A 16673-nucleotide genomic window follows, 5' to 3' on the forward strand; every position below is an offset into this window, starting at 1 on the left:
GATTTCCTTTTCGGCGTTGATCAGAATTATTCACCGCCAAGATATAGATCATGAACTTTACTGTTTATCATGCTGGGGTCGATGCGGTTTCCCGTCTCGTCCGAGCTCCGGGCGGCTCTCTGGAGGTCTTGCGGGCGAGTCCGTCCGACCCCTACAAAATCTCCCGCGCCTATACGCTGCTCCATCGCCTCGCCTGCGCCGCGCCGCCGGCCCTGCGTGAGCGCCTCGCGGAAAAATGGCTGCGCCGCCCGGAGGCGCCGGGCCCGGCGGCCGAGCATGTCCTGCAATATGCGATCGGCGCGCAGCTCGCCGGGGCGGATCGCGACAAGACGGCCGTGGTCGCCAAAGGGGCGGACAATTTCTATCGCCGCCAGTATCGCCAATATCTCAACCCGACCATGGGCGTTTTCGCCCAGACGGCGACGCTCGCCATTCTCGGAGCCGGGTCCAGGCCACGCGGCGGCTTGTGGGGGCGGCGGCGCGAGGTGGTCATGGCGGCGTCGGAATCAATCCACGGCGCGGGGCCAATCCTCGTTCTGGACCACCAGACGGTCGCGACGCCGCTCTTCCTGCCGAGGCTTGGTCAGGCTGGCGAACAGGCGCGGCTCGAACGCTGGCTTTCCGGGCGCGGCCCGGCGCCTGCCTCTTACCGGCGCCTGATGGCCGGGGAGGCGATGCGCAGCGCCGAAAGCCGCGTTCGCGCCCGGCGGCGCGGCGCACTCGGCGCTTCGCTCGAGGTGGCGCAGGCGGCGCTGGAGAGCGGCAAACTCGCCATTCTCGCGCTCCACCCTTACGACCCGGACGCGATGGGGCTGCATGTCACGCTCTTTGGCGTCGAGGCGCTCACGCCCGACGAGCTCCTCCATGACTATGCGCTGGCGGCGGACGAACTCGAACCCTGGCGCCGGGCCGCGGACCGAATGAACGCCGAGCTCCGCTTTCTCGTCGGCGGCGTCGAGGAAGCCTTTACGCAGTGTTCGCAAAATCTCTTCGTCAAGCGCCCGGCCGCGCCGGCGCCCGCGCGCGCCGCCTGGCCGCACGCCTGGTCGCCGAGCCTGCCGCTCGACCTGCTGGTCGGGGCGCAATTCGAAATCTTCCAGGCGACGGTTTCGGCGTCTGGCCTGCCGGGCGTTTCGCCGCGCAACGGCGACATCGGCCTCGCCGGCTTCGTGGCTCAGAAGGGCAGGCGGACCTTTGTGCTCATCCCCTATTTTACCGGCAACGCCGTGCATGGGCATGCGGCGAAGCTCTGGTCCAATCCGCACTCCGCCTTGCTGATTTACGACGATCACACCACGCGCTCGGCGACGACGCTTTATGGGCCGACGCGAGTCGTCTCCCATGACCGGGTCGAAAGACAGTTCCCGCTGGTCGCGGCGCGGATCGCCAGCCGCAGGCGCCGAAATGGCGCGCCGGCGGATACGGCGGAATATTGGTTCATCCAGCAGGTGACCGAGGTCCGCGTTCAGGACGAGCCGGTGGTCCTGAACCATCTCGATCCGGCGCGTCCGACCTGCACGATTCACGCCGCCGGCCCCGCCCATCACGGCAAGAAGCCCGCCTATTTCGCGGCGGAATCGGCGGCCCCCTATGACATGGCGTGGCAGCACGAGCGCGAGGCGGAGGGCCGCCCACGCGATCCCTCGGGCGTGTCGCGCCGGTATTGGCAGTGGGAGTCCGGCCCGGCGCTGGAGGCGCGGCGGGTGCATCTTGACGGCGTCGGAGCCACGCCGGCGAAGGCGTCTTAACAGCGCTCCAGCAGGACGTGCTTCTTCTTGCCGAGGGAAAGTTTCGCGACGCCGTCCTTCTCGAAGTCCTTTTCGGAGAGAGTCCCGCGCTCGTCCGTCACCACGGCGTCGTTGACGCGCAGGCCGCCGCCCTTGATCTGGCGGCGCGCTTCGCCCGTCGAGGCGACGAGCCCCGCCTTGACGAAGGCCGACAGCACGCCGAGGCCGGCGGCGATCTCCTCGGCGGAAATGGCGACCTTTGGCAAGGACAGCGCCAGGGCGCCCTCCTCGAAGGTCGCCCGCGCCGTCTCGGCGGCCTGTTCAGCGGCGTCGCGGCCATGGACCAGCGCCGTCGCCTCGGTGGCGAGGGTCTTCTTCGCCTCGTTGATTTCCGCGCCCTGAAGCGCCGCAAGCCGCGCGATCTCCTCCATCGGGAGGAAGGTGAAGAGCTTCAGGAAGCGGGCGACGTCGGCGTCCTCGGTGTTGCGCCAATATTGCCAGTAATCATAGGGCGACAGCATCTCGGCGTTGAGCCAGACCGCGCCCGCCGCCGTCTTGCCCATCTTGGCGCCCGAGGCGGTGGTCAGAAGCGGCGAGGTCAGGGCGTAGAGCTGCGGCGTTCCCATGCGCCGCCCGAGGTCGAGACCGGTGACGATATTGCCCCACTGGTCGGAGCCGCCCATTTGCAGCAGCGCGCCGTGGCGCCGGTTCACCTCGACGAAATCGTAAGCCTGCAGGCACATATAGTTGAATTCGATGAAGGAGAGTTCGTGCTCGCGCTCGAGCCTCAGCTTTACGGAGTCCATGGTGAGCATGCGGTTGACCGAGAAGTGCCGGCCCACGTCGCGCAGGAACTCGATGTAGTTCAGCCCCGCGAGCCATTCGGCGTTGTCGAGCATCAGCGCGTCGGCGGGGCCGTCGCCGAAGGTCAGAAACCGCTCGAAGACGCGGCGGATCGAGGCCTTGTTCGAGTCGATCTGCTCGACCGTCAGCAGCTTGCGGCTCTCGTCCTTTCCGGAAGGATCGCCGACGCGGGTGGTGCCGCCACCCATGAGCGGCAGCGCCCGTCCGCCCGTCCGCTGAAGCCAGGCGAGCATCATGATCGGCAGCAGCGAGCCGACATGCAGCGAGGGGGCCGTGCAGTCGAAGCCGATATAGGCGGCGAGCCCGCCGGCGGCGGCCTTTTCGTCGAGCCCGGCGAAGTCCGAACACTGGTGAACGAAGCCGCGCTGCATGAGCACGCGCAAAAAGTCGGATTTGGGGGAGAAATCGTCGGCCATGGGGCAGGGTGATAGGGGCTCGAAAGCCTGTGCGCAAGACGGCGCGCCGGTTCGATGAGGCTCAGGGTTCCGCTCCGTGCCGGCATTTGGTAGAAGCCGGACGTCCGCCGGCGGCTTGCCCCGACGCAACCTCAGAGTCCTGAATGCTGTTCTACGAACCGCTGTTCCTGTTCATATTTGGACCGGCGGTTTATCTCGCCTACGTCCTGCTTGGCGCGCGGCCCCATATGCGCGCGCTACTGCTGCTCGTCGCCAGCATCATCTTCTACAGCTGGCGGGAGCCGGCTTTTATTTTCGTAGTCTTCGCCTCGGTCGCGATGGATCTCTACGTGGCGCGGCGGATCTCTATGCTCAAGGCCCGCGCCGCGCCGCAACCCGCCGCAGGATTTGTCGCCGCGCAGGCGCGCGGCGCGGGCGATCTGGCCGTTCACGACGCGGCGAGCGGGGAAAAAGGCGCGCAGGAGGCGGCCCGGCGCTGGCTCGCCTTTGGCGTCGCGGCCAATGTGGCCATTCTCGTCTACTACAAATACACGGGCTTTCTCGCGCTCAACCTCGACGCGCTGTTGCGCGCGCTGACCCTGCCAGGGCTCAACATTCCGGCGATTGCTCTGCCCATCGGCGTCAGTTTCATCGTCTTCGAGAAGATCACTTATCTCGTGGACGTCTATCGCGGCGTGACGGCGCCGGCGCGGGGGCCGCTGCTTTATGCGCTTTACGTCTTCTTCTTCCCCAAGCTGCTCGCCGGGCCGATCATCAAATATCACGACATCGTGGGGCAGTTCGAAGCCTGTCCGCGCGCTGGCATGGACGATTTCGTCAACGGCTTTTCGCGCTTCATGCTAGGGGTCGTCAAAAAGGTCCTGATCGCCGATGTGATGGCGAGCGGCGCGGACGCCCTCTTCGCCCGCGACGCGGCGTCTCTCGGCTTCGCCGGCGCCTGGATGGGCGTCGCTTTCTTCACGCTGCAAATCTATTTCGATTTTTCGAGCTATTCGGACATGGCGATCGGACTCGCGCGCATGTTCGGCTTCCGCCTGCTCGAGAATTTCAACATGCCCTACATCGCCACCAGCGTCACCGATTTCTGGCGGCGCTGGCACATGTCGCTCACGGGCTGGATTCGCGAGTATCTCTATTTTCCGCTGGGCGGAAACCGGAAGGGCGAAGTTCGCACCTATCTCAATCTGTGGATCTGCTTTCTCGCGTCGGGCGTCTGGCACGGGGCCGCCTGGCCCTTTGTCTTCTGGGGCGTTTACAACGGCGCCTTTCTCGTTCTCGACCGGCTGTTCCTGCTCGACCGACTGAAGCGACTGCCGGACTGGCTCGCAAATATCGTGACCCTGCTCGTCGTCATGGTCGGGTGGGCGGTGTTTCGCGCCGCGTCGATGGCGCAGGCGAGCGCTTTCCTGTCCGTCATGATGCGCCCCTGGGCCGCGGGCGACGCGGCCGTCGTGGCCCCTCCGCAAGTCGTCGCGATGGCGTTCGTCGCGGGCGGCGTCTGCATCTTGCAGCGCCTCGGCGTGGAGAAGGGGATCGACTGGCTGGCGCTCGCGCGTCGCCACGCCTTCCTCGCCAACAGCGCGCTGGCGCTGCTCTTTCTGGCGGCGCTGGCCAAGGGGCTGGCCGAGCCCTTCAAGCCCTTCATCTACTTCCGGTTCTAGGCCATGACGCGCGCCCGCCTTCTCTATGTCCAACGCCTGCCGATTCTCGGCTGTGCAGGTTTTCTCTTCGCGCTGCTGCTGGTCAACGCCTGGAATCTCGCCGTCTCGACCGACTGGCCGAAGCTGCGCATTCGAAGCTCCCAGCCTCTATGGGGCGTCGTCCCGCCGCAGCCGGCGCCCTGGAGCGTCAGCGCCTTTCTGGCGGGCGAGACGCAGAAGGCCGTCTCGTCGTCCGTTGGCCAACTCCAGCCGGTGTTTCCCCTGGCGGTGCGGATCAGAAACCAGTTTCTCTTTTCCGTCCTCGGCGTTTCGGGGGCGCCCGATATCGTCATCGGGCGCGAGCGGCATCTCTTCGAAAAATACTACATCGACGAGTTCTGCGCGCGCGGGGCTGCGCCCGATCCGGCCGCCGTTGACGCCTGGGCGTCGCGGATTCGGGGCATACAGGACGCCGCCGGGGCGAAAGGGAAGGCGTTCGTCTATCTAATTTCGCCGTCGAAAGCGCCTTTGTACAGCCGCTATCTTCCCGAGAAGATCAGTTGCCCCGCTCTGGCGCGCGGTTCGACCGACAAGCTCGCGCCCTATCTCGCGGCGCTCGATGCGCGCGGCGTCGCCTATATCGACGGGGCGTCTCTCTCGCGGGCGGCTGCGCCGGATTATGCGATCGACCTCTTTCCGCCCGGCGGCACGCATTGGAATGTGCTCGGCGCGGCGATTGCGACACGCGCATTCACGCAGCGGCTGAACGAGGGCAAGGCCACGGCGCTTCCCGCCTACGATTTCGACTGGCGGAAGCGCGACGAGGCGGCGGGCGCCGACATCGATCTGCTCAGGCTCCTCAATCTCCTGTGGTCGGACTGGCGTTATCCTTCGGCGGCCGTCACCGGCAGGAGCGCCCGCGCTTGCGATAAGCCGCCCCGGCTCTTCGCCGTCGGCGGCAGCTTTCTCATCGAGGCGCTCATCGATCTGGCGGACGCCCCCTGCGGAGCGCAGATCGACTATTGGCATTACATGAAGGGCGCGCGGCCGGGAGAATCGCTGCGCTGGAGACGCCTTGCGAACCGTGCCGAGGATTTCAACCAGCCGATCGACGACACGATCGCGAAGGACAGCGAATTCCAGCGCGGTTTCGCCGCCTCCGAGGTCGTTCTGCTCGAAGAGAACGAGGCGGTGATCGGCGAGATGGGCCAGGTTCCGGACCTGCTGGCCGCCGCGACGCGATGATCAGGCCCCCGCCGGGGCCTCCCAATAGCCTTCCTCGCGGGCGATTCGTGCATATTCCGCGCGCACCATCACGGGATCATAGACCCGTTCCAGCCGGCGCATGGTGAAATGCCCACGCGCCAGCGTCTGAAAATGCTCGGTGAAGGCCAGATTGATCGCCGCGCCGCTCAAGGCGCCCACAACCGGAGCCGCCTGCGCCGCCGCTTTCTGCGAGACGACCATGCCGAAGCGCGAAGAAAGCTGGCTCAGGAAGCGCGCCAGCGCGGGCGCGCTCTCCTGCGCCATGCCGCGCGCGGCGACGAAGCGCGCGGCGTCGCTCACGGATTTCGCCAGCAGGCCGCGAATGGCGAGATAGCCGCCCTCGAGCACATTGTCTCCCGCGTGCCCGCCCAGCGCGAAGACCTCGAGGCAGGCGAGACCCGTCTCAGGCTCGCGCAGGTTCTCGCCCTCGTTGCGGGCGATGTCGGCGATCGAGCGCAGCATGATCGTCGTCGACAGCGGCAGTTCGATGGGCAGGCCGGCAAGCCCGACGGCGCCGCCCACGCCGCCGGCGAAGGCCGCAAGACGGCGATGGAAGCGGGTCGTATCGCCCCTGGGCGCGCCTTCGAGACTGGACAGCGCGACATTGAGGGCGACCGAGAGCGCCCGTTGCGCGGCGTTCAGCGCCGCCTGATGGAGCTCCGGGGGCAGGGACTGGCCGAACAGCCCCACCTGCCGCCCTGTGAGGCGCGCGATCCGGCTGGCGAAACTCTGCCTCTCCAGCGCCGCCACAGCGGCCCGGAGCGATTCTCGGTCCGAGCCGGAGAGGCCCGCCTGATACAAAACAGGAAGTTTTGCGCTCATGAGTCTCCTCTCCCCGCCGCGTCCGAGTGCCGCATTGTAAGGCGCGCCAAGGACGCTCCGACAAGATCGGTTATTGGCGGCCTCTCGGCAAGAGCTTGGGCAAGCTGGCGATTCTCGAGGTTCCGCCGCGCCGCGACGTGCGCGGGCGCAAGGCAAGCGCATTCTTCGCGGGCTAACACTGTAGCGATCTCGTTGGATGTCCTATAAGGGCGTCCCATGCGTCGCAGTTTCAGATTCACCTGCGATCGCGAAAAGGGCCCTTGAGCCCGAAGGGAAAAAGAGGAGGAGTTTCAATGTCCACCCGTTTCAAGCTGGGTCACATTTTGGGCGGCGCCTGCGTTTTGGCGCTCATGGCTCCCGCCGCCGCTTCCGCTGGCGACCGGGTCGGCACCCTTCAGTGCCGCCTGCTCGGCAACGGCCTGAGCGTTCTCATCGAGAACCAGCAGATTGACTGCACCTATTCGGACGATGCGGAAGGCGCGACGCCGTCGCACTACACCGGCACGCTGACCAAGGTCGGCCCGAACATTTCGATCAACGGCCAGGGCGAACTGGCGTGGGGCGTCGTCGCGGCGACGGGCCAGGTTGGCCCCGGCGCGCTCGCCGGCAATTACATGGGCCCGAATGTGTCGGCCAAGATCGGCGTGGGCGGCGGCGGCGCGATGCTGGTCGGCGGCTCCGACAACACCTTCTCCCTGCAGCCTTTCAATATCGAAGCGGGCTCGGGTCTCGGCTGGAACGCGGGCGTCGAAAGCCTGACGCTGACCTATGTGCCGCCGCCGCCGCCCCCGGCGCCGGTCGTCCGGAAGCATCGCCGCCATCATCATCATTGATGGCGCGGGCGCGGGGCGCGGCCCCGCGCCGCTCACGCCGGCCGGTGAAATTCCATCAGCCGGTCCGTGGGAAAATCATAGAGCCTCCCGCTCTCGGCCCATTCGGCCGCAAGGAGCGGGAGGCATTTTTTTGCGAAATCCTCGGGGGCAGGCACGGTCGCCGGATTTTCGCCCGGCATGGCCTGGGCGCGCATGCGCGTCCGCATCCGGCCAGGGTTGGCGATCATGACCGTCACGCCCGTGTCCCTTGTCTCGGCCGCATAGGTGCGCGCCATGGCCTCCAACGCCGCCTTCGAGACGGCGTAAGGTCCCCAATAGGGTTGCGCCTTGTAGGCGGCGCTCGACGTCACGAAAACCACCCGTCCGGCGCTGGAAGCGCGCAGCAGAGGATCGAGCGAGCGGATAAGGCGCCAGTTGGCGGTGACATTGACCGCCATGACGCGGTTCCAGTCCTTCACATCGACATGCGCTAGCGGCGATAGGGGGCCGAGCACGCCAGCGTTGCCGACGAAGACGTCGAGCTTCCCCCATCTTTGGAACAGCGCCGCGCCGAGCCGGTCGAGCGCGTCGAAATCCGTCACGTCGCAAGGAACGAGGGTCGCCTCCGCGCCCATCGCGCGAATCTCGTCATCGAGTTCCTCGAGCGCGCCCTGCGTGCGCGCGAGCGCGACGACATGGACGCCATTGCGCGCGAGTTCGAGAGCGATGGCGCGGCCAATGCCGCGCGACGCGCCGGTGACTAGGGCGATGCGGGATGTAGACAATATCGAGCGTTCCGTCCCTCGGGCGCGTTTTCTCAGCTTGCCTCTGCAAGCAGCGAGACTTGCGCGCGGTTCTCTTCCACGAGGTCAGTCAGCGAGGTGGGATAATCCCCGGTGAAGCAGTGGTCGGTGAATTGCGGGCGGGCGTTGTCCCGGCCGGGATAGCCCATGGCGCGGTAAATGCCGTCAACCGAGAGGAACGCCAGCGAATCACAGCCAACATAGGCGCGCATTTCCTCGAGCGTATGCGTCGCGGCGAGGAGCTTGTCCTTCTGCGGGGTGTCGATGCCGTAATAATCCGGATGGGTGATCGGCGGCGAGGAGATGAGGAAATGCACCTCCGTCGCGCCCGCGTCGCGCATCATCTGTACGATTTTGACCGAGGTGGTGCCGCGCACGATGGAGTCGTCGATGAGGATGACGCGCTTGCCTTCGACGACGCAACGATTGGCGCTGTGCTTCATGCGCACGCCGACCTCGCGCACCGATTGCGTCGGCTGGATGAAGGTGCGGCCGACATAATGGTTGCGGATGATGCCGAGTTCGAAGGGGATGCCCGATTGCTGGGAATAGCCGAGCGCCGCCGGCACGCCTGAGTCCGGCACCGGCACGACCACGTCGGCCGCAATGGGCTTCTCGCGCGCGAGCTCGCGGCCCATGGCCTTGCGCACCTCATAGACCGGGCGGCCATGCACGACGGAGTCGGGCCGGGCGAAGTAGATATATTCGAAGATGCAGGGGCGCATCGCCTGCGGCGGGAAGGGCTCCAGGCTCTCGAGTCCGCTATCCGAAATGACGACGATTTCGCCGTTCCTCACGTCGCGGACGAAGCGCGCGCCGATGATGTCGAGGGCGCAGGTCTCCGAAGCGAGAATATATTTGCCGTCGAGCTCGCCGATGACGAGCGGGCGGATGCCGAGCGGATCGCGGGCGCCGATCAGCTTCTTGTTCGTCAGCGCGACCAGCGAATAGGCGCCCTCGATGGTGCGCAGCGCCTCGATGAACCGGTCGATGAGCTGCGTCTTGCGGCTCCTCGCCACAAGATGAAGAATCACCTCCGTGTCGGAGGTGGACTGGAAGATCGCGCCTTCCTTGATGAGATCGCGGCGCAGCGCCTGGGCGTTGGTGAGATTGCCATTGTGCGCGACGGCGAAGCCGCCGGTGTTCAGCTCGGCGAAAAGCGGCTGGACGTTGCGCAGCATGGTCTCGCCGGTCGTGGCGTAGCGCACATGGCCGATCGCCGCCGAGCCGGGCAGGCGCTTGATCGTGCTTTCCTTGGAGAAATGGTCGCCGACGAGGCCGAGCCGGCGTTCGCCGTGGAAGCGGCCGGCGTCGAAGCTCACGATGCCGGCGGCCTCCTGGCCGCGATGCTGAAGCGCGTGCAGGCCGAGCGCGGTGATCGCTGCGGCGTCCGGCAGGTCGAAGACGCCAAACACGCCGCAATATTCGCGCAGCCTGTCGCCGTCGAGATCGTCGGTCGTCTCCAGCTGGCTGGGAAGGTGTTGATGATGCGTCGATTCGGTCATCCGTCGTCTCCCATGCCTCGCGCCCGCCGCCGCAAGCGTCAGCTTTGCCTGTCTGCTCGCCAATCGCAAGCCGCCCGCGCGGTTGCGCTTACTGCTTTTCTCCCGCCGGCTCCTTGTCGGGCGCCGGCATCTCGGCCTTCTCGGGCTCCGCCTCCGACGGCGGCGTCTCCTCCGCCGGATGATGACCGCCCTTCTTGGCCTTGATCTTGGCGATGATCGTGTCGATGTCGTCGGGCAGCATTTCGCGCAGCTTGTCGCCGCCGGCATTGAGGATCGGCTTGGCGCGGGCGTTGCGCACCCATTCTGGCTGATTGGCGTCCGGGACCAGCCAGCTGTAGAAGACGAAGGCGACGATGGCGAGCAGCAGCCCGCGCACCGCGCCGAAGACGAAGCCGAGCGACCGATCCAGCGCCCCGATCTTGGAGTCGAGGATCAGGTCGGAGAGCTTCACCGTGAACAGCGACACGACGACCAGCGCCACGAAGAACACCGCCGCGACCGACGCCGCGAGCGCGATCTCGTCCTTCGAGATGTATGGCTTCAAATAGGGCAGGGCCATGGGGTGGAGATAATAGGCCGCAGCGGCCGCCGCCACCCAGGACGCAATCGCCAGAACTTCGCGCGTGAATCCGCGCAGCAGGGCGAGCATGCCCGAGATCAGCACGATGATAATAACTGCCAGATCAAGGTATGACGGCATCGCAGTCCTCTTCCTTGTCGCCGTGACGCTCGTGATTCCGGGCAAATGCCCAAAGGCCGTCGCGCGGGGCGCGCCCCGTCGCGGCATTCTGCAAAGCGCCGTCGCTTCCGGACCTCGGCGGGGTCTCGCCCCGGCGGTCGTGACCGCATGCTTCTAGCGCAACTCAACCGCCGGCGGAAAGCATAAAGGTTAAATCGCCTCACGCGCCGCCGCGCGACCGGGGCGCGGTCTGGGCGATGGCCGCCACCAGCTGGCCCACGTCGGCGCAGGGCCGCAGCTTCAAACCGATGCGCCGGTCATCTTCGTTGATCTGCTGAGCTTGCGCGAGCACTGCCTGATGGAAGCCGAGCTTCGCCGCCTCGCGCAGCCGCATGCCGGCGTGGATCACTGGCCGGATCGCCCCCGAGAGCCCGATCTCTCCGAAAAACGCCTGATCGGCGGGCAGCACCGCGCCGGTGAGGGACGAAACCAGCGCCGCCGCGGCGGCGAGGTCGCCGGCCGGTTCGTCGGCGCGCAGCCCGCCGGCGACATTGAGGTAGACATCATGCATGCCGAGCTTGAGGCCGCCATGGGCTTCGAGAACGGCGAGAATCATCGACAGCCGGCTCTGGTCGAAGCCGACGACGGCGCGGCGCGGCGTGCCGAGCGAGGTCGGCGCGACGAGCGCCTGAATCTCGATCAGCATCGGCCGCTGACCTTCCATCCCGGCGAAAACGGCGGCGCCCGGCGCCGAGGCGTCGCGTCCCGCGAGGAACAGCGCGGAAGGGTTCGCAACCTCTGCGAGGCCGCGCCCCGTCATTTCGAAAACGCCGATCTCCCCGGTCGCGCCGAAGCGGTTCTTCGAGGCGCGCAGCATGCGGAAGTGATGCGCGGCGTCTCCCTCGAAGGACAGGACGGCGTCAACCATGTGCTCGACGACGCGCGGTCCCGCGACCTGCCCATCCTTGGTGACGTGACCCACGAGGATGATCGTCGAGCCGCTCGTCTTGGCGTAGCGCAGCAGCGCCTGGGCGCTGGCCCGCACCTGCGTCACAGTGCCCGGCGCCGAGGGCGCGACCTCCGTGTGCATGGTCTGGATCGAGTCGATGATGATCAGCGCCGCGCGCTTGCCCGTGGCGCAGGTGGCGAGAATGTCCTCCACCTGCGTCGCCGAGGCGAGCTCGACCGCAGCGTCGGACAAATCGAGACGGCCGGCGCGCAGCCGAACCTGCGCCACGGCCTCCTCGCCAGAAATGTAGATCACGCGGGCGCCGCGCCGCGCCAGCGCGGCGCAGGCCTGTATGAGAAGCGTGGATTTGCCGATGCCGGGCTCGCCCCCGAGGAGCAGCACCGAGCCGGGCACGAAGCCGCCGCCGGTGACCCGGTCGAATTCATCTATGCCAGTGACGATGCGCGCCGCCGGCTTATCGGATCCCGCGAGGCCCTCGAGTTCGAAGGCCCTGCCGCGGGTCGCGCGCACGGCGGCCGGGCCGGGGTCGCTTTCCTCGACGATGGCGTTCCATTCGCCGCAGGCTTCGCAGCGACCCTGCCAGCGCGACGCGACGGCGCCGCAGTTCTGGCAGACGAAAGAGGAGCGGGGTTTGGCCATGCGCGCTTGGCGCATCGCCAGCGCGCCTTGTCAAGGGGCGGCTGGCGAGGTGGGCAGGGTCAGCGCGTCGCGCCGTCGCTGTGCAGTTCGTCGCCGCGGCGCGAGCCATAAGCGCGCGAGCCAGCCGCAGTGGCGCCGATCGCCTGGCCGCCGGTCGCCTGGCCGTCACCCTTCAAGGCGCCGTCGCCCTCGCGCCTTTCGGCGTCCGCGGCTTTGTTGTTCACTCGGGCGCGCAAGACGTTGGAGGGCCTGAACGTCACCACCAGCCGGGCGGTGATTTTCGCTCCCTCGCCGGTCTTGGGATTGCGGCCCTGCCGTTCGCGTTTGGCGCGAATCTGAAAGGCTCCGAAAGACGACAGCTTGACGTCGTCGCGTGACGTAATGGCGTCGAAAATCTCCTCCAGAACCATCTCGACGTATCTCGCCGCGTCCCCCCTGGCGAAGCCGGTGCGCCGGTGCAGCGCTTCGGCGAGGTCGGCGCGCGTCAGGGTTTTGATTTCTTCGTCCTGGGCGGCAAGAGATGAAACGGAAGAATGGGATTCAGCCTGAGCCATTGTTCAGCCCTACAATCAGAGAAACAACTTTCCTGAAGCAACGACGTTGGCCGGCCCTCGACCCGGCAAAAAAACCTGTTGCTTCCGCAGCCTGGCGGAAACCCGCGCCTTTGGTCGGGTCTCCTGCCGTCAAGCCGCAGATTTTTTCAGAATTGGATCAAATGCAAGCTTGGCAATAAAGGAAAGAAGCAACGAATCGTAACAGAATCAGGCTGTTGCCTTTGGCGCCCTTGTCTCGGCGAGGTGCAAATGCTCAAGCTTACCAACGGATTAGCGCTGAGCCCCAGGTGAAACCACCTCCAACAGCCTCTAACATTACGAGGTCGCCCTTTTTGATGCGGCCATCCGCCACGGCCACGGAAAGGGCGAGCGGAACGCTGGCCGCGGAGGTGTTTCCGTGAAGGTGCACCGTGGCGACGACTTTCTCGGGAGCGATGCCGAGTTTTTGCGCCGACATGTCGATGATGCGCCGGTTGGCCTGATGAGGCACGAACCAGTTGATCTGCTCTGGAGTGATCCCGGTCGCCGCAAAGGCGTCGGCGACGACGTCGGTCACCTTGCCGACCGCGAATTTGAAGACTTCCTTGCCCTCCATGCGGAGATGGCCGACGGTCTGGGTCGCCGAGGGGCCGCCGTCGACGTGAAGCTTCGCGCGATGGCGTCCGTCCGAGCGCAAATGGGTCGTGAGGACGCCGCGCTCGTCCATGGCGCCGGTGGAGGGGCGCGCCTCCAGCACCATGGCGCCGGCGCCGTCGCCGAAGAGAACGCAGGTCGTGCGGTCCTCCCAGTCTATGATGCGCGAGAAGGTTTCGGCGCCGATCACCAGCGCGCGCTTGTGCGAGCCGGAGCGCAGAAATTTGTCGGCCGTCGTCACCGCGAACACGAAACCCGAGCAGACGGCCTGAAGGTCGAAAGCGACGCCATGGGTTATTCCGAGCGCCGCCTGTATCTGCGTCGCCGTGGACGGAAAGGTCCAGTCGGGCGTCGACGTGCCGACAATGATGAGGTCGATGTCGTTCGGCTCAAGGCCGGCGCTCTCGAGCGCCGCGCGGGCGGCTTTCTCGCCGAGCATGGAGGTCGTTTCGCCCGGCGCGGCGATGTGGCGCTCCTTGATGCCCGTGCGCTGGAAAATCCAGTCGTCGCTCGTGTCCACCATCCGCGCGAGATCATCATTCGTCAGCGTTCTGGCAGGGAGATAGGAGCCCACGCCGAGAACGACGGAGCGCAAAAGGGAATGTTCCGTCGTCACTGGGCGGCTTCCTGCGGGGGAGTGTCTGTGGAGGTCGAACCGCTTCCCAAGCGATGCGCCAGCGCGACCGTGTCGCGGATGCGGTTCATGAGGTCGCTCTTGGCCATGTCGTGGCCGATCTCGACCGCGCGGGCGAAGCCGACATGGTCGGTTCCGCCGTGACTCTTGATCACGACGCCTTCGAGGCCGAGGAAGACCCCACCATTAATCGAGCGCGTGTCCATCTTGCCCTTGAGTTCGGCGAAGGCGCCTCGGGCAAGGAGATAGCCGAGCTTTGCAAGCAGCGAACCGCCCATGGCCGCGCGCAGATAGGCGGCGATCTGCTTGGCGGTGCCTTCGGCGGTCTTCAGCGTGATGTTGCCCGTGAAGCCTTCCGTCACGACGACGTCCACGGCGCCCATGCCGATGCCGTCGCCCTCGACGAAGCCGGCATAATCGAGGCCGGGAAGGTTCGACTCGCGCAGCGTGGCGGCGGCGGCCTTCACTTCCTCGACGCCCTTGATCTCCTCCGTGCCGACGTTGAGCAGGCCGACGGTCGGGCGCTCCAGCTCGAGAATCACCCGCGCCATGGCCGAGCCCATGATGGCGAGATCGACGAGATGGCTGGCGTTGGCCCCGATCGAGGCGCCGACATCGAGCACGATCGAGTGGCCGCGAAGCGTCGGCCACAGGCAGGCGAGCGCGGGACGGTCGACCCCTGGCATGGTGCGCAGGCAGATTTTCGACATCGCCATCAGCGCGCCGGTATTGCCCGCCGAAACCGCGGCGTCGGCCTCGCCCCTCTTGACCGCCTCGATCGCCATCCACATGGAGGAGACCCGGCGGCCATAGCGCAAGGCCTGGCTCGGCTTGTCGTCCATGCGGATCGACACGTCGGAATGGCGAACGTCCGCAGCCGCTGCGAGACGGGGGTGTTTTGCAAGTTCGGCGCGAATCGCCCTCTCGTCGCCGATGATAAGAAAGCGGCTGTCGGGCTTGCGATCGAGGGCGAGAGCGCAGCCGGGAACCGTTACAGACGGGCCGAAATCGCCGCCCATCGCGTCGACCGCGATCCGAACTTTCTCCGCCATTCCCGTGCCGTCTCCCCAACGCCGCCGCTCTTGCCGCTGCGCCTTCAGGGGCGCGGGCCTGGGCCTGTCATTTTTCAAGAGATGCGCGCGTCGGCCTGCTCGGCCGGCCGGGCGCTGCGCCAAGGCGCCTGTTCCGCGCGCGTGATTGCCATTTGCGGCGCTTGGGCGCAAGTGCCACGCGGAGTCGACGAGGGATCAGCCCTCCGCCGGCGGCTTGCCGCGCGCGGGCCGAAGCTGGGCGAAGGGCGATACGACATCGGCGCCGCTCTCGGGCGCCGGCTCCGCGAACTCCGCGCCGGGCTTGTGAGGATAAGGGTCGAGCGCCAGCGTCAGGAATTCAGCGACCACGCCGCCGAGATCGACGGCGCCGCCGATGAGCTCATCCGGCGGATCCTCGCCGAGCGCATCGTGATCCAGCGTCTCGGGCTCTGGCTCGTGGCGCCTCGAGCGCGGACGCGGCGCCTCCTGCGGCGGCGCGAAACGCACGTCGATCGGCTCGAAGACGTCAGCCTCGAAATCCTCCAGCGTGAGCACGCAGGTCTGCCGGACCCGGGCGCGCAACGCGCCCGAGACTTCCATGCCGTCGCCACGCCAGCGCCGCGCGCGCAGATCGGCCGTGAGCGAAAGGATGGCGGGGATGGCGTTGAGCCTCGCGAGCGCGTCGCGCTCCGTTTCGGACGCGGCGATCTCGATCTCGAGCCCCTCTGGCGGGATCTCCGCGAGCAGGAGCGGACGGGAAAGCGGCGGCGCGCCCCGCGCGGCCCCCTCGCCGCCAGGTCTTTTGTCCGTCATCGTCTCTACTCCTCGGCCGGTTCCGTTCGAATCTAGATACGGGCAACGGCGCCCGCGCGCCAGCCGTCCCTCGCGAACCGTCCCTCGCGAACCGTCCCTGGCGAGCCGTCCCTGGGAAGACGACCGGCTTGCTTTCGCGTCCATCGAAGGCTAGGCAAGCCCGATAGCATCACGTCGGACGCGCGCTCTTTCGCGCGTTGCGCCATAGCTTGGAGAATATGATGGCGGGGCGGGCCTTGCACATTTCCTTTTCAGGCGCGGCGGCGGTGAGAGCCGCGGCGGCCGTTTGCCTTGCGGCGTCGCTCGCGGGCTGCCTCGGTTACGAGGGCGTCATCAATCGCGGCGCAGTCATCGACACGCGCAAGGCCGAGCAGGTGAAGCCCGGCATGGCGGCGCCGCAGGTCATCCAGGCGCTGGGCACGCCCTCGACGACGTCCACCATCGGCGGCGACGCCTGGTATTACGTCAGCCAGCGCCTCGAACGCTCTCTTGCCTTCATGCCGCAGAAGATCACGGACCAACGCGTCCTGGCGGTCTATTTCGACAAATCCCGCAAGGTTACCCGAGTCGCGGACTATGGCCTGGAGGACGGCAAGCCGGTGGATTTCCTGTCGCGCACGACTCCCGTCGCCGGGCCGGACTATCACCTGATTCAGAGTCTTCTGTCGAAGGTATCGCTTTGATGCTTCGAGGCCGGGCGGCCTGTGGCGCAAATGTGGCCGAGGGCGGGAGTCCTCGTCCATTAAGTTAATATTTACCTTGTTTTCAAAAGTTTATTGATTGTTTCGGCCATCCGCAATGTGGCGCGGACGTGGCCGTCTGCGTCGCTCTTTCGCCGTTCCATGCGCGTAAGCTCTTGATTGAG

Annotated in this window: 15 protein-coding genes; 5 read left to right on the forward strand and 10 right to left on the reverse strand. The window is 66.6% G+C overall.

The window, feature by feature from the left end; genetic code table 11:
* The first annotated feature begins 50 nt into the window (after window positions 1–50).
* Window positions 51–1748, forward strand: coding sequence for a hypothetical protein (locus WOC76_RS09840; RefSeq protein WP_341107220.1), 1698 nt, complete (start codon window positions 51–53; stop codon window positions 1746–1748).
* On the opposite strand, the gene tyrS is transcribed toward WOC76_RS09840, so the two are convergent.
* Window positions 1745–3007 carry a tyrosine--tRNA ligase gene (tyrS, locus tag WOC76_RS09845; RefSeq protein ID WP_341107219.1) on the reverse strand — a complete coding sequence of 421 codons (1263 nt, stop codon included), beginning with the start codon at window positions 3005–3007 and terminating at the stop codon, window positions 1745–1747. The two genes, WOC76_RS09840 and tyrS, sit on opposite strands and share 4 nt — an antisense overlap.
* A gap of 143 nt (window positions 3008–3150) precedes the next feature.
* Here tyrS and WOC76_RS09850 point away from each other — a divergent pair, with 143 nt between their 5' ends.
* Window positions 3151–4668: an MBOAT family O-acyltransferase gene (locus WOC76_RS09850; protein ID WP_341107217.1), complete on the forward strand. Its 1518-nt coding sequence runs from the start codon at window positions 3151–3153 to the stop codon at window positions 4666–4668.
* A gap of 3 nt (window positions 4669–4671) precedes the next feature.
* Window positions 4672–5892: an alginate O-acetyltransferase AlgX-related protein gene (locus WOC76_RS09855; RefSeq protein ID WP_341107215.1), complete on the forward strand. Its 1221-nt coding sequence runs from the start codon at window positions 4672–4674 to the stop codon at window positions 5890–5892.
* Here the strand turns inward: WOC76_RS09855 and WOC76_RS09860 are convergent, their stop codons facing one another.
* A complete protein-coding gene (locus WOC76_RS09860) occupies window positions 5893–6735 on the reverse strand; it encodes an EcsC family protein (RefSeq protein WP_341107213.1) in 843 nt (280 codons plus the stop codon).
* Window positions 6736–7028: 293 nt separating this feature from the next.
* Here WOC76_RS09860 and WOC76_RS09865 point away from each other — a divergent pair, with 293 nt between their 5' ends.
* Window positions 7029–7568, forward strand: coding sequence for a DUF992 domain-containing protein (locus tag WOC76_RS09865; protein ID WP_341107212.1), 540 nt, complete (start codon window positions 7029–7031; stop codon window positions 7566–7568).
* A gap of 32 nt (window positions 7569–7600) precedes the next feature.
* Here WOC76_RS09865 and WOC76_RS09870 read toward each other — a convergent pair whose 3' ends face one another.
* From WOC76_RS09870 to WOC76_RS09905, 8 genes are all read right to left on the reverse strand, one after another.
* Window positions 7601–8332, reverse strand: coding sequence for an SDR family NAD(P)-dependent oxidoreductase (locus WOC76_RS09870; protein ID WP_341388184.1), 732 nt, complete (start codon window positions 8330–8332; stop codon window positions 7601–7603).
* 32 nt (window positions 8333–8364) lie between these two features.
* On the reverse strand, window positions 8365–9855 hold the full coding sequence (purF, locus tag WOC76_RS09875; protein ID WP_341107211.1) for an amidophosphoribosyltransferase: 1491 nt from the start codon (window positions 9853–9855) through the stop codon (window positions 8365–8367).
* An 88-nt stretch (window positions 9856–9943) separates the two neighbouring features.
* Window positions 9944–10555: a CvpA family protein gene (locus WOC76_RS09880; RefSeq protein ID WP_341107209.1), complete on the reverse strand. Its 612-nt coding sequence runs from the start codon at window positions 10553–10555 to the stop codon at window positions 9944–9946.
* Window positions 10556–10754: 199 nt separating this feature from the next.
* Complete coding sequence (radA, locus tag WOC76_RS09885) at window positions 10755–12143, reverse strand: DNA repair protein RadA (RefSeq protein WP_341108804.1); 1389 nt, start codon at window positions 12141–12143, stop codon at window positions 10755–10757.
* A gap of 59 nt (window positions 12144–12202) precedes the next feature.
* Complete coding sequence (locus WOC76_RS09890) at window positions 12203–12697, reverse strand: integration host factor subunit alpha (RefSeq protein ID WP_341107208.1); 495 nt, start codon at window positions 12695–12697, stop codon at window positions 12203–12205.
* 259 nt (window positions 12698–12956) lie between these two features.
* Window positions 12957–13946, reverse strand: coding sequence for a beta-ketoacyl-ACP synthase III (locus WOC76_RS09895; RefSeq protein WP_341107207.1), 990 nt, complete (start codon window positions 13944–13946; stop codon window positions 12957–12959).
* A complete protein-coding gene (gene plsX / locus WOC76_RS09900) occupies window positions 13943–15016 on the reverse strand; it encodes a phosphate acyltransferase PlsX (protein ID WP_341107205.1) in 1074 nt (357 codons plus the stop codon). The genes WOC76_RS09895 and plsX overlap by 4 nt, the downstream gene beginning before the upstream one ends.
* A 195-nt stretch (window positions 15017–15211) precedes the next feature.
* Entirely contained in the window at window positions 15212–15808 is a 597-nt protein-coding gene (locus tag WOC76_RS09905) for a YceD family protein (RefSeq protein ID WP_341107203.1), read from the reverse strand.
* A gap of 221 nt (window positions 15809–16029) precedes the next feature.
* On the opposite strand from WOC76_RS09905, the gene WOC76_RS09910 reads away from it, so the two are divergent.
* Window positions 16030–16491 carry an outer membrane protein assembly factor BamE gene (locus WOC76_RS09910; protein ID WP_341107202.1) on the forward strand — a complete coding sequence of 154 codons (462 nt, stop codon included), beginning with the start codon at window positions 16030–16032 and terminating at the stop codon, window positions 16489–16491.
* The last annotated feature ends 182 nt before the right edge of the window (window positions 16492–16673 follow it).

It is taken from the genome of Methylocystis sp. IM3 (assembly GCF_038070105.1).
Lineage (GTDB): Bacteria > Pseudomonadota > Alphaproteobacteria > Rhizobiales > Beijerinckiaceae > Methylocystis.

Excerpts from the sequence above, each read along its gene's own strand:
- WOC76_RS09855 (WP_341107215.1), top strand. The coding sequence starts at position 4,672 with ATGACGCGCGCCCGCCTTCTCTATGTCCAACGCCTGCCGATTCTCGGC.
- radA (WP_341108804.1), bottom strand. The coding sequence starts at position 12,143 with ATGGCCAAACCCCGCTCCTCTTTCGTCTGCCAGAACTGCGGCGCCGTC.
- WOC76_RS09880 (WP_341107209.1), bottom strand. The coding sequence starts at position 10,555 with ATGCCGTCATACCTTGATCTGGCAGTTATTATCATCGTGCTGATCTCG.
- tyrS (WP_341107219.1), bottom strand. The coding sequence starts at position 3,007 with ATGGCCGACGATTTCTCCCCCAAATCCGACTTTTTGCGCGTGCTCATG.
- WOC76_RS09905 (WP_341107203.1), bottom strand. The coding sequence starts at position 15,808 with ATGACGGACAAAAGACCTGGCGGCGAGGGGGCCGCGCGGGGCGCGCCG.
- plsX (WP_341107205.1), bottom strand. The coding sequence starts at position 15,016 with ATGGCGGAGAAAGTTCGGATCGCGGTCGACGCGATGGGCGGCGATTTC.
- WOC76_RS09840 (WP_341107220.1), top strand. The coding sequence starts at position 51 with ATGAACTTTACTGTTTATCATGCTGGGGTCGATGCGGTTTCCCGTCTC.
- WOC76_RS09890 (WP_341107208.1), bottom strand. The coding sequence starts at position 12,697 with ATGGCTCAGGCTGAATCCCATTCTTCCGTTTCATCTCTTGCCGCCCAG.
- WOC76_RS09910 (WP_341107202.1), top strand. The coding sequence starts at position 16,030 with ATGGCGGGGCGGGCCTTGCACATTTCCTTTTCAGGCGCGGCGGCGGTG.
- WOC76_RS09860 (WP_341107213.1), bottom strand. The coding sequence starts at position 6,735 with ATGAGCGCAAAACTTCCTGTTTTGTATCAGGCGGGCCTCTCCGGCTCG.
- WOC76_RS09850 (WP_341107217.1), top strand. The coding sequence starts at position 3,151 with ATGCTGTTCTACGAACCGCTGTTCCTGTTCATATTTGGACCGGCGGTT.
- purF (WP_341107211.1), bottom strand. The coding sequence starts at position 9,855 with ATGACCGAATCGACGCATCATCAACACCTTCCCAGCCAGCTGGAGACG.
- WOC76_RS09865 (WP_341107212.1), top strand. The coding sequence starts at position 7,029 with ATGTCCACCCGTTTCAAGCTGGGTCACATTTTGGGCGGCGCCTGCGTT.